Genomic DNA, 24,147 nt, shown 5'->3' on the forward strand with positions numbered 1-24,147 from the left:
GCATCACTCTCTCCCGTGTGAGGCCCGCTCGGGCCACAGAAGATCCTACTCGACGTGTCCGGGGACGCCGACCGAAGCCAATGCCGCGGGGCGACGCCCGGGCACCCCACCGGTGAACGGTCAGCCACCCGTCAAGCGCTCGGTGTCGGACCGCACAACCTAGTACTCCCCGCCCGGCAGGCGCAGCTTCAGCCAGTCCCGAGCCTCGTTCACCTCCACCGCAACCGCCACCGTGCCCGCGACCAGCGTCATGCTTCCAATTGTGCACTCCGTGTACGGCGCGGAGCGAGCAATCGTGTCCGTGGTCACGACATAGGTCAACCTCGCAGAGCTCGTGCTTGTGGGTTCGACACAAGACTCCAGATTCGTCGCATAGCGCACCGAGGAACGAGGTACCCAGAAGTCACCTTCCGAGACGCTCAGCTTCAGCCACTGACGATCTGCGGACACCTTGACCGCGGTGGCGATCGTGTCGGCCGCCAAGTCAACCGAGCCTCCCGAACAGTGGTCGTAGGGGGCTACCCGGCCGGCGACGCCGCTCGTCAACACATACGTCAGCTTCGCCGTACGCGAATCCGCGGGCTCGATGCAGCGATCGGCGGCGGTCGCATAGTCGACGTCGGATCGCGCAACCCAATACTCACCCTCGGCCAGCTTCATCTTTAGCCAGCTCCCGTCCGCAGTGACTTGGCTCGCGGTCGCAACGGTACCCGCCGCAACATCGATGGTGTCCAGACCGCATTCGTCGTAGGGCGCGATTCGGCCGGTGGTCGCGGATTTTGCCGTATACGTCAGCCTTGCCGCGCGGGTGTCCTCAGGCGCGGCGCATGACTCCTGGCTGGTGGCGTAGCGCACCGTGCTTCTGTCGATCCAGCGATCCCCGTCCGGCAACGCCAGCTTCAGCCACGCACCATCGTCGGTAACTTCAATAGCCTTGGCGACCGCTCCGACGGCCAGCTGTGCGCCGTCAGAACATTCGGCGTACGGCGCGGTGAATGTCGAGCTCTCCTCGATGACTGCGTAGGTTAGCTTTGCAGGGCGGGTGCCTAGCGAAGCCTGTTGACAGAGTTCCTCCGCCGTAACCTTTTGGACGGCATCTCGGGGAACCCACCGGTCGCCGAATTCTGTTGTGACGACGAGCCAATCACCCTTATCGGTGCTGGAGTGCGGACGCAAGACTGTCCCGATCGACATCGGTTCCGCATCACTTGCGCATGCACGAGTCGCAGCGGAATACGATGCGGCAGAGTCCGACGTGACCAGGTAGGTCATCTGGGCGTCCCGTGTACCAGGGGTGACAGAGCACACGGCAGACGACGCGATGTTCGTGAGGTGATCTCGGTCGATCCACATCTCCCCCCGCCCTGTGGCGACCTTGAGCCAGTCGCGGGCAGTGTTGGCCTCCAGCGCTTGGACGACCACTCCCCCGGAAATGCTCGCGCGTCCGATGCCACACGTGGCTTCCGGCGCTGTTCGCGCTGACGTCCCCGCATCGCGGACCACATAGAAGAGCTTCGCCGGACTGGTGCCACCCGGTGCGGCGCACGCCGTCTCGGTGTCAGACGCGCGTCGAAGGTTCGACCGGTCAATCCAATACGACCGGTCGTAGTAGTCGACCTTGACCCAGTCCTTATCCGCGCTCACCGCGAATGCCTGCACGATCGTCCCAGCCGCAATTTCAGTCGCATCAGACGCGCAGCCTGAACTGGGGACGGCACGTCCTGTTGCCTGAGCCACGAGCACATAGGCGTACTGCGCTGATCCCGTCTTCGCCGGGAGAGCACATGCCGACTCGTCCGCGGTTGCATAGCGCAGATGCTCACGAGCGACCCATCGTGCGCCGGCCTCCGTGTTGACACGTAACCAGCCGTCGACCACAGCAGTCGCCTGCAAGACCGTGTCCTGCGCCAATGCGGAGATGTTCTCATTACACGCAAGGCTCGGCGCCGACCGTGCATTTAGGCTGCTGGCCGTCACGACGTACGTCTTGACCGCAGTCTTGGGTGATGATGGCTGAGCGCACGCGTTCACCGGCGTCGTGGTGGAGCCGAACCAGTCGGTGAAGTACTGGTAGAAGTTCCGATTGCCGTAGGACGAGCACCCGTCACCCGTGCCATACCCGGCGCGGATCGCCGCAGCGTTGGGCTGGTAGGGCGTGTAGTAGTACAGGTTCGCTGTCGCCTGGTTCTGCACGTAGACCGGCGATGAGCCGCAGTCGTGGTTGGGGTTCCACAGGATGTTCCACGTCTTCCCCGGCGCGTACCAGGTGAAGTACTGACTCGTCCCGGCGGGGTTGGCGTAGCGCTTGAACTGCCACGCGGCACCGTAGACCTGGTTGAAGAAACCGTAGTAGCGCGTGTCGCACGCCGCGGTGTCCGGGCAACCCTGTCCCATCGCGATGCGGTACCGCCAGTCGCTCGGCCACACGTGGTTGACGAGCCCCTGTTCCTTCTGGAGCGTCGCGAGGATGACCTGGGGGTTGATGCCACACGCTTGCGACACCTTATAGATGATGCGCGAGGCACGCTCCCGAGTGCCGCCCGAATAGGCACCGCACATGGCGTCGGCGGAAACGTTCCGCGACGTGTCATACCAGTCCTTCAAGCAGGTGTATCCGGACTGGCAGGTGGGCACCATCTTCTCCAGGAAGGCCTGGATCTGCGCTTCGGTCATCGTGGACTTGTCGAAGAAGACGGCGTCGCTGATGATGTTGCCGGCCTGGAACTTCGACAGGTCGGCGGTCTGGATGGAGTCGCCGATCGCGGTCTCCGCGTCGAGGGCTGCCTCGACGTCCACCGTCGTCGCAGCATCGGCGACCACGGTCTGCTCCACCGCTGACGCGGCGGGGGCGACGAGGAGGCCGGCGAGCATGGCGATCACAGCGAGTGTCGGCGCAATCAATCGCCTCATCTACCCGACTCCTTATTCACAGGGGATTCTGTGACTAGTGTGGCGAAAGTTACACCTGAACACAATTGTTACTAGAGTTCGGCGTGCAAGGCCCAGATCTTGTCTGCAGCCTCGAGCCACGAGAAGACGCGGCCGCGATCGGCGGCCATGACCGCCAGACGCTCAGCAGCGGACGTCGATCCGAGCGCGTCCGCGAGCGCCGCGCCCAGGGCGTCAGCCGCATCCACGCCGGATGTCGGCACCAGCGTGCCGCCGTCGACGACGACCTCGCGCAAGACATCCGAATCCGCCGCGATGACGGGAACCCCGAGGGCCATCGCCTCGACGGTCCGCCAGGGGAACACCGCGCGCGTCGACGGCGCCACGTACGCGACGGCGGCACCGAACACCGCGCCGCGGTCGGCGTCGGCGAGCGCGCCGCGCACGTGCACGAGTCGCGCGGGAACCCCGGCGGCCGCGGCGATCTCGGCGATCGCCGGCTCTTCGCCTTCGCCGGCATCCATCACGACGACGGGCACGTCGTGGCCGCTGCGGGCGACCGCGCCGAACCCGGCGGCGAGCGCATCCGATTCCGCTGACGTACCGGCGAGCACGACGTACCCCTCAGGGAGGTCGAGCTCGCGCCGACGTCCGACATCATCCGTCGGCACGCGGAAGCCCTCGGGAGCAGCGCCCGAGATGACCCGGATGCGATCCCCGAGCCGAGCGATCTCGCCGAGCCTGCGCGCCATTGCGTGCGTAGGGACCACCACGGCGTCGGCGTGCTTGACGGCGCGCTTCAGCATTGCCTTATGCCACGCGACGCTCGATCGGGAGAGCTCGTCGGGCGCCTCCCACGGGCGAAGATCCCACACGGTCACGCTCGTCTGATCGTGGTTGTGCACGCGGTCGTGCTTCACCAGCGGCGCGAACAGACTCGGGGCGTGGATCATCCCCCCACCGATGCCGGTCGCGACGCCGAGCTGCAGCGCTCCCGCGAGCTCGCGACGGGGCAGCGACGTGCGGCGCACTCCGGCCATGCCCGGGATGGACAGCGCCGCGACGCCGTCACCCCCGGCCGCGGGTGCGATCCCCTCCACCTCGCACCCCTGCGGCGCGTGGGCGATGAGGGCACGCACGAGCTCTCCGGAAGCGACCTTCAGATCGTTGTCGGTGGGGGCGACGAGCTGATCGAGCATCACCCGCAGGACGGCGGTCACGACTCGGGCTCCGGCGTGGGGGTCGGCGGGTGCAGCGTCTGCTGCACGAGCTCGCGGATGTAGTCGTAGTCGGGGTCGTACTCGTCGATGCCGCCCTCGGGCGTCAGTTCGATCGTCGTGACCGGCTGATCCTTCGCCTTGGCCGCGAGGTCGACGAGGAACGGGAGCATCGAGTTCGGGATGTCGGTCTCGACCAGATCGGCCCCGGCCGCCGCCAGATCCTGGAACCGGGTGAGCACGGTCTGCGGCGTGAACTGGTCGAGCATGGCCTGCTGCAGCTCGCGCTGACGCTCCATGCGGTCGAAGTCGCTGGTGGTGTAGCGCGAACGGGCGTACCACTGGGCGGTGTCGCCGTCCATGTGCTGCTCGCCGACCTCGATCCACCCGGTCGCCCACTCCTCGGCCGGCTGACCGTCGTACGTCGGACCGCCACCCTCAGGCAGCCTCTCATCGACGGTGATCGTCACCCCGCCGAGCGCATCGACGAGGTCGGCGAAGCCCTTCATGTCGACGAAGACGTAGTACGGGATCTCGATGCCGAGGATCCCCTCGGCAGCATCCTTTGTCGCCTCGACGCCGGGCGACGAGCCGTTGTCGTACGCGTCGGGATACAGCGCCGTGCCGTCCTGACACACCTCGACCTCGGTGCGCAGCTGGTTGACGCCGCTCCCCCACCCGCACGTCGGGTCGGCGAACCCCTCGTGACCGTTCGGGTACTTCTCCTGCATCGGCCCCTCCGAGAAGGGGAAGTTGGGCATATCGCGCGGGATGCCGGTGATCGTCGTCGCGCCGGTCTCGGCGTTCACCGACACCACCGAGATCGAGTCGAAGCGCATGCTGTCACGGCCTTCGCCACTGTCAGCGCCGAGAAGCAGGATGTTGTAGTACCCGTCGGAGGGCTCCACCGGCGGTCCGCTCGCGCCGAAGATCGCGCCGAGCGCGGTGCGCGCCGCACCGACCGACTGCGCCGCGTAGGCGGCACCGCCGCTCGCGGCGATCACCAGCGCGATCGCGAGCGCCGGGATGCCGACACGAGCGATGCCCGCGGTCTTCACCAGCCGCACCAGACGAAGCGTGTCGATCGTGAGGACGACCCACAGCGCGGCGTACGCGATGAGGATCCCCTGCGCGAGCAGCAGCACGAACCAGTTCGTGCCGAGGGAGATGAGCAGACCCTGCGCGAACAGGGCGATGAGCACGCCCGCGATCACGAGCATCCACATGAGGATGGTCGCCGCCAGCCCGATGCGCCCCAGCCGCCTACTGCCGGCGAGCACCTGGGCGGAACCGGGCAGCAGGAAGTTCAGGCCCACCAGCCACCATCCGCGCCGGCTCATGACCGAGCCTGAGGACACGTCGGGGTAGCGCAGCGGCCGCTCCTCGATCGTGCGCGACCGGGACGAGGTGACCGGTCGGTGCGGCGCCGCGACGCTCACAGGGCGTCCTTGAGCCGCCGGTTCTTCTCCTCGACCTGCGCCTCGAGATCACGGGCATACGCCTCGACACGGTCGCCGAGGGCGGCATCCGAGGAACCGAGCATGCGGGCGGCGAGGATCCCGGCGTTCTTCGCGCCGTTGATCGACACGGTTGCCACCGGAATGCCCGCAGGCATCTGCACGATGCTGAGCAGCGAATCCATGCCGTCGAGCGTCGCCAGCTGCACCGGCACGCCGATCACGGGAAGCGAGGTGAGCGAGGCGAGCATGCCCGGCAGGTGCGCGGCACCACCGGCGCCGGCGATGATCGCCTTCAGGCCGCGCGCCCGCGCCTCGCGGCCGTAGCGCAGCAGCTTGTCGGGCGTGCGGTGGGCCGAGACGACCTCGACCTCGTGCGGCACGCCGAAGTCGGTGAGCGCCTGCGAGGCGTCGCTCATCACGCGCCAGTCCGAATCGGAACCCATCACCACGCCGACCAAGGGCGCGTCGGAAGAATGCAGCGGTCGGGTCACCCGTCCAGGCTAGGCGCGGCGGCTGGAAGAACCCCGCAACGGCACGGGGGCGTTTCGGGCCCGGGGTGCGTTTCGTCTCGTCGCTACGCTCCTCGCTCAACGACCAGGGAGGGGACGCGGGCACCGGTCGTTGAGCGAGCGGAGCGAGACGAAACGCGGGTCTCGGCCGGCGGGCGTTTCGTCTCGTCGCTACGCTCCTCGCTCAACGACCTGGGAGGGGACGCTGCGCTCCTCGCTCAACGACCGGAAGGCGGCGGCGTCAGTCCTGGAAGAAGGCGGCGGCGGCGCGGGCCTGGTAGGCGACGTCGTCGAGATCCGCGCCCGCGACGTTCACGTGACCCACCTTGCGGCCCGGACGCGGCGCCTTGCCGTACGTGTGGATCTTCGCGACCGGATGCGCCTCCATCGCCGCGGCGAAGCGCGCGTCGAGGGAATCTGACACCGGACCACCGAGGATGTTGATCATCACCGACCAGTCCGCCATCGCATCGGCATCGCCGAGCGGCAGATCGAGAACCGCGCGCAGGTGCTGCTCGAACTGGCTCGTCGCCGCGCCGTCCTGCGTCCAGTGACCGCTGTTGTGCGGACGCATCGCGAGCTCGTTCACGAGCACCCGCTCATCGACGGTCTCGAACAGCTCGACGGCGAGCATGCCGGTGACATCCAGTCCCTCTGCGATCCCGACGCCGATCCGCGCGGTCACTTCCTGCAGGCGCGCGTCCTGATGCGGCGCCGGCGCGACGACCTCGGCGCACACGCCGTCTTTCTGCACCGTCTCGACCACCGGATACGCGCGCACCTGGCCAGACGGCCGGCGCGCCACCTGCTGCGCGAGCTCGCGCGAGAAGTCCACGAGCTCCTCGACGAGGAGCGCCCCGCCGTGGGCATCTTCGGCGAGCGTCGCGAACCAGTCATCCGCTTCGGCGGCGGCCGACACGACGCGCACGCCCTTGCCGTCGTACCCGCCGCGCGGTGTCTTCACGACGGCGCGGCCGCCATGGCCGTCGAGGAAAGCCTGCAGCTCCTCGCGGCCGGTCACCGCCGCCCACTCGGGCTGCGGCATGCCGAGCTCGGCCAGCCGCGTGCGCATCTCGATCTTGTCCTGCGCGAATCGCAGAGCGTGCGGACCCGGACGCACGGCCACGCCGGCATCGACGAGAGCACCGAGAACGTCCTGCGGCACGTGCTCGTGGTCGAAGGTGATCACATCGACCTCGCGGGCGAAGGCCAGCACGGTCTCGGCGTCGCGGTAGTCCCCGACCGCGGTCGCGGCGAGCTTCGCCGCCATCCCCTCGGACTCGGCGAGCACCTGCAGCTCGATCCCCAGCTCCACCGCGGGCGCGATCATCATCCGCGCCAACTGTCCGCCACCGACCACACCGACACGCAGGGTCATCCCGCTCCTTCCGACCGCTCCATTCTGTCTCACCGCCGCCGTCGAGGCATGCGGCGACGGATCACACGGGAGCCGGAGGCGCCGGCGGAGCAGCGAACGCCCCGCTCGTCGGCGTCATGGACTGCGCATCGCGGTGGGCGAGGATCTGATTGACCTCCACCTGGTCGACGAGCGCCTCGTGCACGAGGGCGACGTTCGGGATGTTCCGCAGCCGCAGCGGCTCATCGACGCCGTTCGACAGCGTGAGGGTTCCCGCTCCCCACAGCCGCTGCAGGATGCCGCGACGCACGCCGATGGAGTAGCCGCGCACGTGGCTGAGCTCGCGACGGCGTCGCACGAAGACGCCGTGCCGCTCGATCACCCGGCGCGTGGTGATCACGTAGGTGTGCGACCACCAGGCGAGGAAGGGCAACAGCACGAGAACGAACACAACGACCGCCGCGGCCGTCAGCAGCATCCAGTTCTCGAACGGCGCGGGAAGGTTGCCGTAGAAGAAGCCGACCGCGCCGGCGACCGCCAGCAGGACCAGCACCGACCAGAACAGCCGGCGCGCGTGCGGACGCACCCGCGCGATGCGCAGCTCCGGGGTCGGTGCCCCGGGCGCAGGAAGGAGCGGCCGCGCGCCCGTTCCGATCGGCTGTGTCATGCCCCCATCATGCCGGGAGCGGCCGACATCGAGCGGATGCCGCGCCCAGCCTCAGCGCACGTGCACCACGTCGCCGGCCGAGACCGCGATCGGGTCGCCGCCGGAGTCGACGACGAGCCGGCCGTCGGCGTCGATGCCGGTCGCCTCGCCCTCGAGCGAGGTGCCGTCCGGAAGCGACACCGTGACGCCCTTGCCGATGGTTGCACAGTTCTTCGCCACGTCGGCGTGGAGGCCGGCGACCGAGGCGTCACCGTTCGCGGCCGCGAGGTCCGCGAGGTAGCGGTCCAGCACGTCGAGGTAGTCGGCGATGAGGCGATCGTCGTCGACATCGATACCGGCGGCCAGGAACGACGTGGCGGTCTCGACCGGCAGCTCGGCCTGCGACATGCGCGTGTTGATGCCGGTGCCGATCACGACGCAGTCGGGATGACTGGGCACGACCTCGGCGAGGATGCCGCACAGCTTCGCTCCGTCGAGCAGCACGTCGTTCGGCCACTTCAGCGCCGCCTCGTGCCCCGACGAGCCCAGCTGCCCGCGCACCGCCCGCACGAGCGCGGCGCCGGCCGCGAGCGGGATCCATCCACGTGCCGACACCGGAAGATCGGGCACCCGCACGAGGGTGGACACGGCCAGCGCGGTTCCGGGCGGGGCGACCCAGGAGCGGTCGAGGCGGCCACGACCCGCCCGTTGGTCGGTCGTCACCAGCACCGACAGGTGCGGCCACAGGCCCGGCGCGTCGCGCACCCCCTCGATCACGTCCGCGTTGGTGGAGTCGGTCGACTCCGTCAGCTGCACGCGAGGGCTGCGGGCGGCGGCACGGGGGTATCCGGCGGCGGGGATCGTCATGGCGCCCACGGTACGCCGTGGCGCCGGTCGGCGCCCCGCCCTTCCGGCGGTCCGGCGCATCCGCTACGGTCCCGCGTCCGCGGTGTGGACTCGCACCAAGGCAGCGCCGATCGGTTGTGCAGACCCTCCAAGGGATCGCAGGCCCGCGCCGATAGGGTGGAATCCGTGACCGACGACATCGACCTCTCGACCACCGCCGGAAAGATCGCCGACCTGCGCGCGCGGTATCAGGAGGCGGTCGTCGACGCGGAGAAGACCGCACACGACAAGCAACACGCCAAGGGCAAGCTCACCGCCCGCGAACGCGTCGAAATGCTCCTCGACACCGGCTCCTTCGTCGAGATCGACGAGTACGTGCGTCACCGCACCACCGCTTTCGGGATGGACCGCGCCCGCCCCTACGGCGACTCGGTCGTCACCGGCACCGGCACGATCCACGGTCGCGCCGTCGCGGTCTACGCCCAGGACTTCTCGACCTTTGGCGGATCGCTCGGCGAGGTCGCCGGCGAGAAGATCATCAAGGTCATGGAGCTCGCGCTGCGCAGCGGCATCCCGATCATCGGCATCCTCGACTCCGGCGGCGCCCGCATCCAGGAGGGCGTGGTCGCGCTCGGGAAGTACGGCGAGATCTTCCGCCTCAACACCCGCGCGTCGGGCGTCATCCCGCAGATCTCGATCATCATGGGGCCGGCCGCCGGCGGCGCCGTCTACTCCCCCGCCCTCACAGACTTCGTCGTGATGGTCGACAAGACCAGCCAGATGTTCGTCACCGGGCCCGACGTGATCAAGACCGTCACGGGCGAAGACGTGGGCATGGAGGAGCTCGGGGGCGCGCACACGCACAACACCCGCTCCGGCGTCGCGCACTATCTCGCCGACGACGAGGACGACGCGATCGACTACGTGCGCACCATGCTCGGCTATCTGCCCGACAACAACATGGCGGAGCTGCCGGTCTACGAGACGGAGTTCGAGTTCGAGACGACCGACGCCGACCGCGCACTCAACGCCGTCATCCCCGACTCCCCCAACCAGCCCTACGACATCCACACCGTCATCGAGGGCCTCGTCGATCACGGCGAGTTCCTCGAAGTGCAGCCGCTGTTCGCGCCGAACATCGTCATCGGGTTCGGACGCATCGAGGGTCGCTCGGTGGGCATCATCGCCAATCAGCCGTCGCAGATGGCCGGCACCCTCAACATCGACGCCGGCGAGAAAGCCAGCCGCTTCGTGCGGTTCTGCGACGCCTTCTCGATCCCGATCGTCACGCTCGTCGACGTGCCCGGATACCTCCCCGGCACCGACCAGGAGTGGACCGGCGTCATCCGGCGCGGCGCGAAGCTCCTCTACGCCTACGCCGAGGCGACCGTGCCGCTGGTGACCGTGATCCTCCGCAAGGCCTACGGCGGGGCCTACATCGTCATGGGCTCCAAGCAGCTGGGCGCCGACGTGAACCTCGCCTGGCCGACCGCGGAGATCGCCGTGATGGGCGGCCAGGGTGCGGTGAACATCCTCTACCGCGGTGAGATCAAGCGCGCGGCCGAAGCGGGCGAAGACGTCGCCGCGGTGCGCACCAAGCTCGCCACCGAGTACACGTACAACGTCGCGTCGCCCTTCCTCGCCGCCGAGCGCGGCGAGCTCGACGGGATCATCGAGCCCGCGCAGACGCGCGTGTCGATCGCCAAGGCGCTTCGCGCGCTGCGCGGCAAGCGCGCGAGCCTGCCGCCGAAGAAGCACGGGAACATCCCGCTGTGACCGAGGACGACGCCGAGCCCCGCGTCATGATCGACGTGCGCCGCGGCAATCCGACCGACGACGAACTCGCCGCGCTCATCGCCGTGCTGTCCGAGGCGTACCGCACCGAGGTCGAAGACGCCACGGCCGACCCGACGCCGCAGCGGTCCGCGTGGGAGCTGACGCAGCGAGGCCTGCGCACGCCGCTGCGCCGCGACCTCGGGTGGCGCCAAGGCGGCTGGCAGCACGGCTGCTGAGGCTCCGGCCGTTCACGTGCGCTGGGCAGGGCGCCTGCCGGCGTGTCCCCCGAAATACCTACAGACGGCGTGTTGCGCGCGGCGCATACTGGAGGAGCTGGAACGCTGCGGCGTTCGGCTGTCCCGCCTCCGCTTCGCGGACTCGTCGGGTCGGCCCCTGCGGACGGTTTTCGGGTAATCGTCCGCCCAGGCGGGGAGCTGGCGGAAACGCCGCTCCCCGCCTCTTCTCGGTCCGCGGTGCCTTCGCCCGCGCGGCACCGCCGCACGCGGCCGCGCCGCCACCGGCGGCCGCACCGCCATCGGTCAACAACACAGGAGATTCGGGTGCGGTTGCGCTAAATCCGGTCCCCCAGGCTCCCGCGACGCGGATATCTCCTGTGTTGTTCACACCGCGCCGCGGCGGCTCCGACGTTGGTCTGGCGTCGCGCCGGTCCGCCGTGACGACCACCCGCGTGACGCGCATCGCCGACCGCCGGTCAACAACACAGGAGATTCGGGCGCGGCTGCCCTAGATCCGGGCCCCCAGGCTCCCGCGACGCGGATATCTCCTGCGTTGTTCACGGCGGCGCGGGCACAGACGCGACCGGTTCGGCCGCCGCGCGGTGGTCGCGGCGCGGTAGGGGTCAGCGGTGGGCGTCCGTGGCGCGCGGTGGAGTCAGCGGCGGGGGTGGGCGATCTCGCGCCAGAGGTCCACGGCGTCTTCGTCGGAGAGCGCGGCGCCGGCGCCGGAACGGCCGACGACCGTCACGGCCACGCTCTCGTGCGGCGAGGTGCGCACGTACAGGCGCTCCGACGTGGCCTCCCGCAGCGTCTCGGCGAGCTGGCCGCGGATGACGGAGAGCGTCACCTCGTCGACGCGGTCGAGGCCTCCCTCGTCGAGCACCGTCACCGTCGAGCCGCGGCGCCGGAGTCGCTCGAGCTCGGCCCGCACGTCGTCGTCGAGGAGCCGTGGTCCCCGCAGCTCGTCGCGGAGGCTGCCCTCGGCGATGCGCGCGCCGAGCCGTTCGTCCTCCGTGAGACGGCCGCGCTCGGCGACCACACGCATCAGCACCGGGCCCGCGATCGCGAGCGCGCGCTGCACCTTCGTGCGACGCTCGCGCTGCCGCACGCTCTGCGAAGCCTCCACACCCGATGCCGCCCGCTGCAGCGTGGTCAGCTGAGCCGTGTCGCGCGCCGCGCGGTCCAAGGACAGCATGAGCATCTGCGCCACGGCGACCCACACCACCGAGCCCACGAGTCCGAGGCCGAGCGCCGTCACCGGCCCCATCCACACCGAGGCCGTCACGCCGAGCGCGATGACGCCGAGCCACGCGACCCACGGGCGTCGACGGACCATGACCACGACCATCAGGGCGCCGATCCCGCCGAGGTACCACGTGGCGTACGGGGCGGTGACATGATCGGGGCCGACGGCCACCGACAGCGCGTTCGGCACCACGATCGCGGCCCCGAGCGCGAGGCCGGCGGCCCAGGCGGGAAGGCGACCGGTGCGACGGGCGGCGCTCAGCGCCTCGTCCACGCCATCGCCGTCGACCTCGGGGATCGGCTCGGTTCCCACGGCCTCGACCTTGCGCGGCTCCCACAGCACCACCAGCCACGTCGTGCCGAGATAGACGAACAGCGCGACCACCAGCAGCCACGGCAGCGGCACAGGCTCGGTCCACCACAGGCCGCGCGCCGCGAGGTACGCAGTGAAGGCCAGCGCGAGGCCGACGAGGATGTTCCGCACGCTCATCACGCCGACACCAGCCCCGCCCACTCGAGCCGCACGCGGGTGCCGTCGGCACCCGAGCTGACCACGCCGCTTCCGCTGACAGCGGCCATGCGGGCGATGATCGACGCGCGGATGCCGAGACGGTCATCCGGCACGGCGCCGACGTCGAAACCGGCCCCCTCGTCCCGGATCTCCACGACGATCCCGGCGGGGTCTCCCGAGGCCTCGAGCACGACCTCCAGGCCCGACGCCGAGGCGTGCTGGAGCGAATTGGAGATCGCCTGCGTCGCGGCCAGCACGATCGAGCGGGCAACGCGGCCGGGCATCTCGCCGGCGTCTGTCGCGACTCGACGGCGCACGGTGACATCCGCCCCCATCTCGTGCGCACCGGCCTCGATCTCATCGGCGATGCTGTCGGGCGTGCGCGCGGCGTCGCTGCCCTCGCTCGCGTCACGGTCGGTGTTGGCCAGACGCGTCAGCGCCTCGCGCGCCATCGACACCGCGAGCGCCTGCTCACGCGGGGTGTCGGCGCGTTCCGCGGCGATGAGGGCGGCGAGCACGCTGTCGTGCATGAGGGCCGCGACGGCCACGCGCTCGTCTTCGGCCGCGTCGGCGGCCGCGGCCCGCGCGTAGGAGTCGACGGCACGAGCACGCGTCTCGTCGACGTTCGTCGCGATCGATCGCAGCAGCCACCCCAGGGTGAGCAGCACCCCGCCGAGGATGAGCGCGAACGACACGTCGAGCCCGAGCGACAGCCAGAACGACGGGTCGAACGCTCCCCCGATGAGGCGGATGACACCGAACATCAGGGGCGCGAGGATCGTCCAGGCGATCTGCGCCGGCAGCGGGAAGACCAGCACGCTGGACACGGTGGCGACGTTGATGAGGAACCAGATCCACGGCTGCTCGGTCGGGGATGTGTAGAGACCGACGTTGACGATCGGGAAGGCGATGAGCACCACGGCGAACACGCCGATGAACACGCCGGCGGTGATCCTCACCGCTCGGTCGAGCACGCACGCCACGAGCATGGCGACGAGGCTGCCGAAGGTGACGACGACGAGGGCGTTCTGCGCGACGGTGCCCGTGGCGAGGGTCCCGATGGCGGTGACGAATCCCTGCAGACCCAGGAAGACCGAGCCGAGCGCGATGGCGATCTGCAGCACCCGCTCGATGCGGTGGCGCGTGAACGACCCCAGATCGGGATCGGTCCCCCGCAGGCGCGGGAGCTGTCCCCAGGCTTCGTCGACGGCGACAGGGGTGTCGGTGCGGAGGCGAGGTGAGGTCACGGCGAGGTCTCGCGGTCGGCGTGGCGGTCGAGCAGCCCGTCTTCGACGGCGCGGTGGAGCAGGTCGATCTTCGTCGGCGCGGGGCGTCCGACGTCGACGTACTTCATGCGAACTCGGGTGATGTTCTCCTTGGCCGTCGAGTAGGCGACCCCGAGCCGTTCGGCGACGACCTTCAGCGGCAGACCCGCCGCATACAGGCGCAGCACGTCGCGCTCGCGGGCCGAGAGCTGAGCGTCGGCGAAGGCGCGATCGCCCTCGACGGCGCTCGCCCACTCGACGTTGTTGAGAGGCTCGCCCTGCGCGACGCTGGAGACCGCGTGGAGCACATCGTCGATGCGGGAGGACTTGCTGACGATTCCGGCCGCCCCGGCGGCGAGCGCCTCGCGCACGGAAGCCGGGCGATCCGCGACGCTGTGGATGATGACGCTCGAGCCGTCGGCGACCAGTCGCGTGACGTTCTCGGTCACGGTCGCCCCGTCGCCGAGGGTGAGGTCGAGCACCACGACGTCGGCGGGTGAGACCTGCTGTTCCTGCCGCCACGAGAGGTAATCGGTGACGGTGCTGCCGGAGAACACCACGCTCGCCGATCCCTCGCGCGCGCAGCCGGCCTCGAGACCGAGCCGCACCGACTCGTGATCGTCGATGAGCGCCACCCGTGTCATGCGATCACCTTACCTGTGAGAACGCTCCATCGCGGGGTCGGGGCGGCCGCTCGCCCTCACTCGTGTCGCAGTACAGCGACGGCCTCGACGTGGTGCGAGTTCGGGAACAGGTCGAGCGCGTCGACACGGTCCGTGACGTACCCGGTCTCGCGGAAGGTCGCGAGGTCACGGGCGAGGGCGACGGGATCGCAGGCGACGTACACGATCGTGCGCGGTCCGAGCGCCGCGACGTCTTCGGCGACCTGGCGTCCGGCCCCCGATCGCGGCGGATCCAGCAGCACCACGCCTCGGGCCAGGCGCTGGCGCTCACGCTCGGTCGCGGATGCGCGCAGTGCCGACACCCACCGGTCCACCCTGGCCGTCTCGGGCCGGGCTCCCACCCAGTCGGCGAGGTTCCGACCGGCGTGCTCGGTCGCCCGTTCGTCCGATTCCACCGACGTGATGCGGGCGCCCTCTCCCCCCAAGCCGCCCAGGGTCGCGGCGAAGAGCCCCACGCCGCCATAGAGGTCGAGGTGCCACCCGTCGGGGTCCACGGCCGGTTCGTCGCCGGCGACCTCGCGAAGGCGCTGCGAGACGACCTCGGTGAGGGTGTGGGCGGCGAGGCGATGCACCTGCCAGAAGCCGCCGGCATCCACCCGGAACGATCGCCCTGCCGCCTGCTCCAGGATCACCTCGCGCGCCGCGTCGGAGCGCTGTCCGGCCGGTCGCGGCACGACGCGCACCCGGCCGTCGGCGGGCTGGACGAGGTCGATGCGGCCCGGCTGTGCGGACCGGACGCCCTCGAGGGCGCGCTCGAGTGCCGGCGTCACCAGCGGCAGCGAGTCGACGTGAACGATGCGATGGCTGCGCTGTGCGTAGGGCCCGACCCGTCCGTCGTCGCCGACGTGCAGGCTCACGCGCGTGCGCCATCCGGTGCCGTCGGGCGTCTCCTCGGCGAGCACCGCGCCGGCATCGTCGTGGAGCGGCGCGGCCGCGGACATCGTCGCCGGGATGTCGAGGCGGCCGATGCGCGCGAGCGCGTCGCGCACGACGTCGAGCTTGAGCGCGCGCTGCGCATCCAGCTCGATGTGGCCGAAGTCGGCGCCGCCGGGGCGCTCGTCGGGCGGCACGTCGATGTCGGCCGGCCCCCACACGTGCGGCCGGCGGGACGGCGCCGCATCCAGGACCTCGAGCGCCTCGGCACGCCAGAAGGACTTCTTCGACGTCTCGGTCAGGCGCGCCCTCATGCGCTCTCCCGGGATGGCGTCGGGCACGAACACCACGCGGCCCTCGTGGCGGGCGACGAACACGCCGCCGTGCGCGACGCCGGTGATGTCGAGGTCGAGGATGCTGCCGACGTCCATGCCTCGAGCCTGTCACAGCTATCGTCGTGGCATGCGCGTGTGCCTCGCCTCGACCTCGCCCGCCCGCCTCATGCTGCTGCGCCAGGCGGGCATCTCGCCGGAGACGGCGGCGCCGGACGTCGACGAGGAGGCCGTGGTCGCCGCCGTGGAGGCCGGCGAGGATCGCACCCTCTCCCCCGACGAGCACGTGCTCCTCCTCGCGCGCCGCAAAGCGGCCGACGTCGCAGCCCGGCTCACCGCCGAGCAGCCCGACTTCGACGGCATCGTCATCGGCGGCGACTCCATGTTCGAGCTCGACGGCGAGATCCTCGGCAAGCCCTACACGCCTGAGAACGCCACGGCGAGGTGGCGCGGGATGCGCGGACGCACCGGTGTGCTGCACTCCGGTCACGCGGTGTTCCGGCTCGCGCCCGGTATCGCGCCGCGGGAGGCCCACGCCGTCGCCGAGGCATCCGTCACCTTCGCCGACGACGTCACCGACGCCGAGATCGACGCCTACGTCGCGACCGGGGAGCCGCTGCTGGTCGCCGGCGCGTTCACGGTCGACAGCCTCGGCGCGCCGTTCATCACGCGCGTGGCGGGCGACCCGTCGACGGTGGTGGGGATGTCGCTGTCGACCCTGCGGCACCTCGTGCGCGAGCTCGACGTGGCGTGGCCCGACCTCTGGGCCCCGGCCGCGCAGTGACGCGGGGGCATCCTGGCGCGACGGATGCCCGACGAACGTTGTACGAGGAAGACCACGTTTCTTCGTGGGATTTGTACGAACCGGTCAAAACCACCACGGAGGCCGTCGGTAGGCTGAAATCCATGCCTCGTATCGCCAAGGTCCTCATCGCGAACCGCGGCGAGATCGCCGTCCGTGTCATCCGCGCCGCGCGCGACGCCGGAAAGTCCTCCGTCGCCGTCTACGCCGACCAGGATCGCGACGCCCTGCACGCGCGCCTCGCCGACGAGGCATACGCCCTCGACGGATCCACCAGCGCGGAGACCTACCTCTCCATCGACAAGATCCTCTCCGTCGCACGACGCTCCGGTGCCGACGCGGTGCACCCCGGCTACGGCTTCCTCGCGGAGAACGCCGACTTCGCCCGCGCCGTCATCGGGGCGGGCCTCACCTGGATCGGCCCGTCGCCGGAGGCCATCGAGGCCCTCGGCGACAAGGTCACCGCCCGTCACGTCGCCGAGAAGGTCGGCGCTCCCCTCGCGCCGGGAACCCCCGGACCCGTCGACGGTGCCGAGCAGGTGATCGACTTCGCCCGCGAGCACGGGCTGCCGATCGCCATCAAGGCCGCCTACGGCGGCGGCGGGCGCGGCCTGAAGGTCGCGCGCGAGTTCGACGAGGTCGCGGAGCTGTTCGAGTCCGCGACGCGCGAGGCCATCGCCGCGTTCGGCCGCGGCGAGTGCTTCGTGGAGAAGTACCTCGACAAGCCGCGCCACGTCGAGACCCAGTGCCTCGCCGACTCCGCCGGCAACGTCGTGGTCGTCTCCACGCGCGACTGCTCCCTGCAGCGCCGCCACCAGAAGCTCGTCGAAGAGGCTCCGGCACCGTTCCTCACCGAGGAGCAGAACCGCATCCTCTACGACGCGTCGAAGAAGATCCTGCGCGAGGTGGGCTACCTCGGCGCCGGCACGTGCGAGTTCCTCATCGGTGCCGACGGCACGATCTCGTTCCTCGAGGTGAACACGCGCCTGCAGGTGGAGCATCCGGTCTCCGAAGAGGTCACCGGCATCGACCTGGTGCGGGAGCAGTTCCGCATCGCCGAGGGCGAGCAGATCGGATACGACGACCCGCAGCCGGTCGGTCACGCGATCGAGTTCCGCATCAACGGCGAAGACCCCGGCCGCAACTTCCTGCCGCAGCCCGGTCCCATCCACGTCTTCAAGACCTTCGGCGGTCCGGGCATCCGGCTCGACTCCGGCGTCACCGCCGGCGACGCCGTGTCGGGTGCGTTCGATTCGCTGCTGGGCAAGATCATCGTGAGCGGCCGCGACCGCGCCGAGGCCCTCGAGAGGTCCCGCCGCGCGCTCGAGGAGTTCGAGGTCGCGGGCATGCCCACGGTGCTGCCCTTCCACCGCAAGGTCGTGAGCGACCCCGCCTTCACCGCCGAGGACGGGGAGTTCGGCGTGTTCACCCGGTGGATCGAGACCGAGTTCGTCAACGACATCCCCGCGTGGGACGGCGAACCGGATGCACCGAAGCCCGACGAAAGGCGCCATACCGTCGTCGTGGAGGTGGGTGGCAAGCGCCTCGAGGTGAGCCTGCCCGACCGGGTCGTGTCATCCGCCCCGCAGACGGGCCGCCCGGCCGTCGCCCCGCCCTCGCGCCGCTCGCACGCCGCGACCGTCTCCGGCGGAGGCGCCAGCGGCGACGCGGTGAAGGCACCCATGCAGGCGACCATCGTCAAGGTCGCCGTCGCTGAAGGCCAGGAGGTCGTCAAGGGCGACCTGATCGTCGTGCTCGAGGCGATGAAGATGGAGCAGCCCATCCAGGCCCACAAGGACGGCGTCATCGGCGCCGTCAACGCCGACCCCGGCACCACCGTGTCAGCCGGTCACCAGCTGATGACCATCGCCTGACGCGCTACAGGTGCTCGGCGAGGAACGCGGCGCAGCGCTCGAACGCGACATCGCCCTCGGAATGCACGCCGGGGAAGAAGTAGAAGCCGTGCGGCATGCCGTCGGGCCAGTATCCATCGACCGGTGACCCCGCGTCTGCGACGAGCGACGCGAAAGCGCGGGCGGAATCGATGATCGGGTCGTGCGTTCCGGTGGCCAGGAACAGCGGCGGATAGCCGTGCAGGTCGCCGTAGATCGGGCTCGCCAGCGGATCCGTCCACGCCGTCGTCGGCAGGTAGGCGCTCCGGATGAACGCGAAGAAGGCGCTGTCGTACACGATGCCCCGCGGCGCCTGCGCCTGGAACGAGGGCCAGCGCTCCTGCGTGAAGTCGGCGAACGCACCGAGCATGATGACCGCGGCCGGCGCGGGCAGGTCGTGCGCGCCGGCGTACAGCGCAAGCGCGGCGGCGAAGTTCGACCCCGCCGAATCGCCGGCCACGACCACGCGCGCGGGGTCGCCGCCCACACGTCCGGCTTCGCGAACGAGCCACGCATAGACGTCGGCGACATCGTCGAGCGGCGTCGGGTACGGGTACTCCGGCGCCATCCGATAGTTCGTCGAGACGACGACCGCCGTGTTGTCCCGCGCCAGCCGGCGGGTGATGTACGCCGTGTCGAAGTCGGAGCCGACGGTGAACCCGCCACCGTGCGCATAGAGGATCACCGGCAGGACCGCATCCGAAGCCGCCGCCTGCGGCCGGTACACCTGCGCGCTGACGTGACCATCACGCACCGGCAGGTAGACGGTCGTCTCGTCGACGTCGGGCACTGCCTGCTCACCGGTGGGCGGGATGAGCGCCGGGTCGGGCTTCAGCCGGTCGGCACCGATGTACCCCGTGCGGACGGGGAGGATCATCATGTCGCGCAGCGCGACCGGCTGGCGATTGTTCGCGATGACCCGGTACGACGGCATCGCCGGATCATCCGGATCGATGTAGCTCAGGCCGTCAATTTCGCGCACGACGGTGACATCGTGCGCCCCCTCCGGAAGCTGCAGCAGCGCGGCGTCGATCACCCGGTCCCCCTCCGACGCCCGGAGCCTATCGCCACCGACGTGGCCTGACCACCCTGGACGTCGGAGAATCACGCCGATGTCGGATGAATCGTCCGATATTCTCCGACGTCGGGCCGAATCTCCGACGTTGAAACGTGGCGACGTTTCGTCTCGCTGCGCTCGCTCAACGACCGGAGGAAGGGGTTCGCGGGCTCAACGACCGGAGGACGGGACTCGCGGGAAGGGTCAGTCCTCGTCTTCGCTGCGGTCGACGATGTGCATCGCACGCGTCGCATCCGTGATGCTCGTCGACAGCGACGGATACACCGCGAACACCCGCGAGACCTGGTCGACGGTGAGGCGCCGTTCCACCGCGATCGCCAGCGGATAGATCAGCTCCGATGCCTTCGGCGCGACGATCACACCGCCGATCACCGTGCCGCTGCCCTGCCGGGCGATGATCTTCACGAAGCCGTCCTTGATGCCCTGCATCTTCGCGCGCGGGTTCGCCGCGAGCGGCAGCTTGTGCACCACGCCGCGCATCACGCCGTTCTCGATGTCCTGCTCCGAGTAGCCGACCGTGGCGATCTCGGGGGCGGTGAAGATGTTCGCCGTGATGCGCCGCTGCTCCAGCGGGATCACCACGTCGCCGAGCGCGTGGAAGACGGCCTGCCGCCCCTGCATCGAGGCGACGGATGCGAGGGGGACGAACGTCGTGCAGTCGCCGGCGGCGTAGATGTTGGGCACCGAGGTGCGGGCGACGCGGTTCACGCGGATGTGGCCGGACGAGGTCATCTGCACCCCCGCGCCCTCGAGACCGATGTCCTTCGTGTTCGGGATGGATCCGACCGCGAGCAGGCAGTGGCTTCCCTCGACGACCTGCCCGCCCGAGACGGTCACGCGCACGCCGTCGCCGGTGTTCTCGACCTTCTCGGCACGGGTCTTCGACAGCACGGTCATCCCGCCGCGCTTGAAGACCTTCTCGAGCACGGCCGCCGCATCCTCATCCTCACCGGGAAGCACCTGATCGCGGGACGACACGAGCGTGACCTTCGACCCCAGGTTCATGTAGGCCGAGGCGAACTCGGCGCCGGTCACGCCGGAGCCGACGACGATCAGGTGCTCGGGCAGCTCCTTCATGTCGTACAGCTGCGTCCAGGTGAGGATGCGCGCGCCGTCGGGGCGGGCGGTGGGCAGTTCGCGCGGCGACGCTCCCACCGACACGACGAGCGTGTCCGCCTCGACGCGGTCGAAGTCGGTGCCGCCGGGGCCCGTCGAGACGACCACGGCGGAATCGCCCTCGAGGCGACCGTGACCGTTGATGATGCGCACGCCCGCCTCGGCGAGCTGCGCACGCATGTCGTCGGACTGCTGACGGGCGAGAGAGAGGAGGCGCCGGTTGACCGCCGCGAGGTTGATCGCGATCTCGGGCTTGAGCGGCTTGCCGTCGGCGCCCTTGGCGAACAGCTGCACGCCCAGATCACCGGCCTCGGAGATCGCCACCGCCGCATCCGCGGTCGCGATCAGCGACTTCGACGGGACGACATCGGTGATCACCGCCGACCCGCCGACACCGGCCCGTTCCACGAGGGTGACGTCGGCGCCGAGCTGGGCAGCGGACAGCGCCGCCTCATACCCGCCGGGGCCGCCGCCGATGATCGCCACGCTCTGGGTCTGCTCGAAGCTCAACGACATGCCACCCATTGTTCCAGTCCCGAGGACGCGCCACGAACGCCGGTTCCTGGCGGGACCGTGGGCACGTTCCTAGAGTGGGGGCATGCACGATGAGCCCCTGAATCCTCTCGACGACCCGGACACCGACCCGTTCGAGGTCGCCGCGGCCGCCGCCGCCGACATCGCTCGGCTCACCGGTGTCGACTCGCACGACATCGCCCTCACCCTCGGCAGCGGGTGGGGCAAAGCCGCCGACCTCATCGGCGAGACCACCGCGACCATCCCCGCGCCCGAGGTCACCGGATTCAGCAAGCCCGCCTTGGAAGGCCACGTCGGCACCCTCCGCAGCATCCTCACCGCCGACGGGCGCCGAGTGCTGGTCATCGGCGCCCGCACCCACTTCTACGAAGGCCACGGCGTGCGGCGCGTCGTCCACAGCGTGCGCACGGCCGCGGCGACCGGCGCGAAGACCATGGTGCTCACCAACGGCGCGGGCGGCATCCGTCATACCTGGAACCCCGGGCAGCCGGTGCTGATCAGCGACCACATCAACCTCACCGGTGCCTCCCCGCTCGAGGGGGCGACGTTCATCGACCTCACCGATCTGTATGCGACGCGGCTCCGCGATGTCGCGCGCCGCATCGACCCGAGCCTCGACGAAGGCGTCTACTGCCAATTCCGCGGCCCCCAATACGAGACGCCCGCCGAGGTGCAGATGGCGAAGGCCATCGGCGGGCACATCGTGGGCATGTCCACTGCCCTCGAAGCCATCGCGGCGCGTCAGGCGGGCATGGAGATCCTCGGGTTCTCGCTGATCACCAACATGGCCGCCGGCATCCAGACCACCCCGCTCAGCCATGCCGAGGTCATCGAAGCGGGCCGCGAGGCCGAGCCCGTCATCAGCGACCTGCTGGCGCGGGTCGTGGCGGCCCTGTGACGCCGAACGAGAGCTCTGTTCCCAGCGACGAGGAGGCCGCCATGGACAGCACCGCACACGAAGATCTGCTCGAGCGCGCCCGCGCGTGGCTCGCCCAGGACCCCGACCCCGACACCCGGGCGGAGCTGCGCGCACTGCTCGAGGGCGCCGAGGTGGGCGATGCCGATGCGCTCGATGCGCTGCACGACCGGTTCGCGACACGGCTGGCGTTCGGCACGGCGGGCCTGCGCGGCGAGCTCGGGGCGGGCACGAACCGCATGAACCGCGTGCTCGTCGTCCAGGCGGCCGCGGGGCTGGCCGCCTACCTCGCCGAGCGGGCGGGTGTGGATGCCGCGGCCGACGACGTCGCTGAGCCGGCACCACTCCGGCCCGACGCTCCGCTCGTGGTCGTCGGGTACGACGGGCGTCGCAACTCCGACGTCTTCGCGCGCGACTCCGTGGAGATCTTCGCGGGCGCAGGCCTCCGGGCCGTGCTGCTCCCGCGGCTGCTGCCGACGCCGGTGCTCGCCTTCGCCGTGCGCCATCTGGACGCCGCGGCCGGGGTGATGGTCACCGCCAGCCACAACCCGCCGAACGACAACGGCTACAAGGTCTATCTCGGCGGCGACGACGAGGGGTCGCAGATCGTCAGCCCCGCGGACACCGAGATCGCCGCGCACATCCAGCGCGTCGCCGACGCCGGTGACATCGCCGCCCTCCCCCGCTCGCTGGCATTCGAAACGGCATCCGAAGACGTCGTCGACGCGTACATCGAAGCGACGGCCGCTGTCGCTCCCGCACCGGCGGGCGCGGACGGGATGACCTGGGTGTATACCGCCATGCACGGCGTGGGATGGGAGACGCTGTCGGCGATCCTCGACCGCGCCGGATACCCGGCGCCGGTGGTCGTGAGCGAGCAGATCGAGCCGGACGGATCCTTCCCCACCGTCTCCTTCCCCAACCCGGAGGAGCCGGGGGCGATGGACCTGTCGTTCGCCGCGGCCGACGAGGCGCGCGCCGAGTTCGTGATCGCGAACGACCCCGACGCCGATCGACTGGCCGTCGCACTGCCCGACCCCGACGGCGGGTGGCGGCGGCTGACGGGGAATGAGATCGGGCTGCTGCTCGGTTGGCGCGCCGCCCGCCTGGTCACGGCACGCGGCGAGGGCGAGGGTGGGGCAGCGGCCGCGCGGCCGTCTCTGGCGTGCTCGCTCGTCTCCTCGCCTGGTCTGAAGGCGATCGCCGACGCGCACGGGCTGGACTTCCACGCCACGCTGACGGGCTTCAAGTGGATCTCGCGGGCACCCGGAATCGTCTACGGATTCGAGGAGGCGCTCGGCTACCTCGTCAATCCGGAGACGGTGCGCGACAAGGACGGCATCTCCGCCGCCATCGCGGTGCTCGGGCTGGCCGCCGATGCGCGCCGCGAAGGCCGCACGCTCGGCGACCTGCTGGCGGAGTTCGACGAGACCTTCGGGGTGTTCGCGAGCGATCAGGTCTCCGTGCGCACCGACGACGTCGCGGCGGTCGGCGCGATGATGTCGGCGCTGCGGAAGCAGCATCCGCACACCGTGGGAGACGTGCCGATCGAGCAGGTGGACGATCTGCTCGAGGGCGTCGACGGCCTGCCGCCGGGCGACGTGCTGCGGCTGTGGCTCGACGACGGATCCCGCGTGATCGTGCGGCCGAGCGGCACCGAGCCGAAGCTGAAGGTCTACCTCGATGTGCGCGCCGAGTCATCCGCCGACGCGCAGTCGCGCCTTCGCGCGCTGGCCGACGGCGCCCGCGCGCTGCTCGACAGCCTCGCCTGAGCCGCCCCGGCGCCTGGGGCGACCTGGGGCGGTGGGGCGACCTGGGGCGGTGGGGCGCTTGAGACGGTGGTGCCGCGATGCGGCCTGAGGCGCCCTGCGTCGCGGCGCGCTTGAGACGCTCGCCCGCATCCACGTGCCCTGATTCAGGCTCAGCGGCTCCGCCGTCGGCGTGTCGAGCCCGTGACGGCCGCG

General features: G+C 70.3%; 19 protein-coding genes. 6 read left to right on the top strand and 13 right to left on the bottom strand.

The genetic code is table 11. The annotated features are described in order from the left end of the window. Window positions 1-159: 159 nt before the first annotated feature. The 7 genes from IM777_RS12055 to IM777_RS12085 all read right to left on the bottom strand — a co-directional run bounded on the left by IM777_RS12055 (window position 160) and on the right by IM777_RS12085 (window position 8,945). Window positions 160-2,880 carry an SH3 domain-containing protein gene (locus IM777_RS12055; protein ID WP_194383534.1) on the bottom strand — a complete coding sequence of 907 codons (2,721 nt, stop codon included), beginning with the start codon at window positions 2,878-2,880 and terminating at the stop codon, window positions 160-162. Window positions 2,881-2,981: 101 nt separating this feature from the next. After that, a complete protein-coding gene (locus tag IM777_RS12060) occupies window positions 2,982-4,109 on the bottom strand; it encodes a glycosyltransferase (protein WP_194383535.1) in 1,128 nt (375 codons plus the stop codon). Further along, window positions 4,106-5,545 (bottom strand): LCP family protein, encoded by a 1,440-nt coding sequence (locus tag IM777_RS12065; protein ID WP_194383536.1) that lies wholly within the window; start codon window positions 5,543-5,545, stop codon window positions 4,106-4,108. Before IM777_RS12065 ends, IM777_RS12060 begins: the two co-directional genes overlap by 4 nt. Next, window positions 5,542-6,009, bottom strand: coding sequence for a 5-(carboxyamino)imidazole ribonucleotide mutase (gene purE / locus IM777_RS12070; RefSeq protein ID WP_071044769.1), 468 nt, complete (start codon window positions 6,007-6,009; stop codon window positions 5,542-5,544). Before purE ends, IM777_RS12065 begins: the two co-directional genes overlap by 4 nt. 307 nt (window positions 6,010-6,316) lie before the next feature. Next, the gene (locus IM777_RS12075; protein WP_194383537.1) at window positions 6,317-7,453 is read right to left on the bottom strand and encodes a 5-(carboxyamino)imidazole ribonucleotide synthase; all 1,137 of its coding nucleotides are present in this window, start codon (window positions 7,451-7,453) and stop codon (window positions 6,317-6,319) included. Between the two features lie 61 nt (window positions 7,454-7,514). Further along, window positions 7,515-8,099, bottom strand: a complete 585-nt coding sequence (locus tag IM777_RS12080) for a PH domain-containing protein (protein ID WP_194383538.1) — start codon at window positions 8,097-8,099, stop codon at window positions 7,515-7,517. Window positions 8,100-8,150: 51 nt separating this feature from the next. Then, entirely contained in the window at window positions 8,151-8,945 is a 795-nt protein-coding gene (locus IM777_RS12085; protein ID WP_194383539.1) for a biotin--[acetyl-CoA-carboxylase] ligase, read from the bottom strand. A 165-nt stretch (window positions 8,946-9,110) separates the two neighbouring features. Here IM777_RS12085 and IM777_RS12090 point away from each other — a divergent pair, with 165 nt between their 5' ends. Both IM777_RS12090 and IM777_RS12095 read left to right on the top strand, forming a co-directional pair. Then, window positions 9,111-10,700, top strand: a complete 1,590-nt coding sequence (locus tag IM777_RS12090; protein WP_194383540.1) for an acyl-CoA carboxylase subunit beta — start codon at window positions 9,111-9,113, stop codon at window positions 10,698-10,700. Further along, window positions 10,697-10,936, top strand: a complete 240-nt coding sequence (locus tag IM777_RS12095; protein WP_228480784.1) for an acyl-CoA carboxylase subunit epsilon — start codon at window positions 10,697-10,699, stop codon at window positions 10,934-10,936. Before IM777_RS12090 ends, IM777_RS12095 begins: the two co-directional genes overlap by 4 nt. A gap of 655 nt (window positions 10,937-11,591) precedes the next feature. Here the strand turns inward: IM777_RS12095 and IM777_RS12100 are convergent. From IM777_RS12100 to IM777_RS12115, 4 genes are read right to left on the bottom strand one after another with little or no spacing between them, the layout of a single operon-like run. Then, window positions 11,592-12,671, bottom strand: a complete 1,080-nt coding sequence (locus IM777_RS12100) for a hypothetical protein (protein WP_194383541.1) — start codon at window positions 12,669-12,671, stop codon at window positions 11,592-11,594. Beyond that, window positions 12,671-13,939 (bottom strand): sensor histidine kinase, encoded by a 1,269-nt coding sequence (locus IM777_RS12105; RefSeq protein ID WP_194383542.1) that lies wholly within the window; start codon window positions 13,937-13,939, stop codon window positions 12,671-12,673. Before IM777_RS12105 ends, IM777_RS12100 begins: the two co-directional genes overlap by 1 nt. Continuing rightward, window positions 13,936-14,601, bottom strand: coding sequence for a response regulator transcription factor (locus tag IM777_RS12110; RefSeq protein ID WP_194383543.1), 666 nt, complete (start codon window positions 14,599-14,601; stop codon window positions 13,936-13,938). The genes IM777_RS12105 and IM777_RS12110 overlap by 4 nt, the downstream gene beginning before the upstream one ends. A gap of 56 nt (window positions 14,602-14,657) precedes the next feature. Next, complete coding sequence (locus IM777_RS12115) at window positions 14,658-15,944, bottom strand: class I SAM-dependent RNA methyltransferase (protein WP_194383544.1); 1,287 nt, start codon at window positions 15,942-15,944, stop codon at window positions 14,658-14,660. Between the two features lie 31 nt (window positions 15,945-15,975). On the opposite strand from IM777_RS12115, the gene IM777_RS12120 reads away from it, so the two are divergent. Beyond that, window positions 15,976-16,629, top strand: a complete 654-nt coding sequence (locus IM777_RS12120; RefSeq protein ID WP_194383545.1) for a Maf family protein — start codon at window positions 15,976-15,978, stop codon at window positions 16,627-16,629. A gap of 122 nt (window positions 16,630-16,751) precedes the next feature. After that, window positions 16,752-18,521, top strand: coding sequence for an acetyl/propionyl/methylcrotonyl-CoA carboxylase subunit alpha (locus IM777_RS12125; protein WP_194383546.1), 1,770 nt, complete (start codon window positions 16,752-16,754; stop codon window positions 18,519-18,521). A gap of 4 nt (window positions 18,522-18,525) precedes the next feature. Here the strand turns inward: IM777_RS12125 and IM777_RS12130 are convergent, their stop codons facing one another. After that, a complete protein-coding gene (locus tag IM777_RS12130) occupies window positions 18,526-19,575 on the bottom strand; it encodes an alpha/beta hydrolase (RefSeq protein WP_194383547.1) in 1,050 nt (349 codons plus the stop codon). A 225-nt stretch (window positions 19,576-19,800) separates the two neighbouring features. After that, a complete protein-coding gene (locus IM777_RS12135) occupies window positions 19,801-21,249 on the bottom strand; it encodes an NAD(P)H-quinone dehydrogenase (RefSeq protein ID WP_194383548.1) in 1,449 nt (482 codons plus the stop codon). Between the two features lie 82 nt (window positions 21,250-21,331). On the opposite strand from IM777_RS12135, the gene IM777_RS12140 reads away from it, so the two are divergent. Both IM777_RS12140 and IM777_RS12145 read left to right on the top strand, forming a co-directional pair. Beyond that, window positions 21,332-22,165 carry a purine-nucleoside phosphorylase gene (locus tag IM777_RS12140; RefSeq protein ID WP_194383549.1) on the top strand — a complete coding sequence of 278 codons (834 nt, stop codon included), beginning with the start codon at window positions 21,332-21,334 and terminating at the stop codon, window positions 22,163-22,165. Between the two features lie 41 nt (window positions 22,166-22,206). Further along, complete coding sequence (locus IM777_RS12145; protein ID WP_194383550.1) at window positions 22,207-23,955, top strand: phospho-sugar mutase; 1,749 nt, start codon at window positions 22,207-22,209, stop codon at window positions 23,953-23,955. The last annotated feature ends 192 nt before the right edge of the window (window positions 23,956-24,147 follow it).

Origin of the sequence: Microbacterium luteum, assembly GCF_015277875.1 — a bacterium.
Lineage (GTDB): Bacteria > Actinomycetota > Actinomycetes > Actinomycetales > Microbacteriaceae > Microbacterium > Microbacterium luteum.

Bases quoted from the DNA above. Each gene is read 5' to 3' on its own strand.
- IM777_RS12075 (WP_194383537.1), bottom strand. From the start codon at position 7,453: ATGACCCTGCGTGTCGGTGTGGTCGGTGGCGGACAGTTGGCGCGGATG.
- IM777_RS12140 (WP_194383549.1), top strand. From the start codon at position 21,332: ATGCACGATGAGCCCCTGAATCCTCTCGACGACCCGGACACCGACCCG.
- IM777_RS12120 (WP_194383545.1), top strand. From the start codon at position 15,976: ATGCGCGTGTGCCTCGCCTCGACCTCGCCCGCCCGCCTCATGCTGCTG.
- IM777_RS12135 (WP_194383548.1), bottom strand. From the start codon at position 21,249: ATGTCGTTGAGCTTCGAGCAGACCCAGAGCGTGGCGATCATCGGCGGC.
- IM777_RS12145 (WP_194383550.1), top strand. From the start codon at position 22,207: ATGGACAGCACCGCACACGAAGATCTGCTCGAGCGCGCCCGCGCGTGG.
- IM777_RS12100 (WP_194383541.1), bottom strand. From the start codon at position 12,671: ATGAGCGTGCGGAACATCCTCGTCGGCCTCGCGCTGGCCTTCACTGCG.
- IM777_RS12115 (WP_194383544.1), bottom strand. From the start codon at position 15,944: ATGGACGTCGGCAGCATCCTCGACCTCGACATCACCGGCGTCGCGCAC.
- IM777_RS12085 (WP_194383539.1), bottom strand. From the start codon at position 8,945: ATGACGATCCCCGCCGCCGGATACCCCCGTGCCGCCGCCCGCAGCCCT.
- IM777_RS12110 (WP_194383543.1), bottom strand. From the start codon at position 14,601: ATGACACGGGTGGCGCTCATCGACGATCACGAGTCGGTGCGGCTCGGT.
- purE (WP_071044769.1), bottom strand. From the start codon at position 6,009: ATGGGTTCCGATTCGGACTGGCGCGTGATGAGCGACGCCTCGCAGGCG.
- IM777_RS12125 (WP_194383546.1), top strand. From the start codon at position 16,752: ATGCCTCGTATCGCCAAGGTCCTCATCGCGAACCGCGGCGAGATCGCC.
- IM777_RS12080 (WP_194383538.1), bottom strand. From the start codon at position 8,099: ATGACACAGCCGATCGGAACGGGCGCGCGGCCGCTCCTTCCTGCGCCC.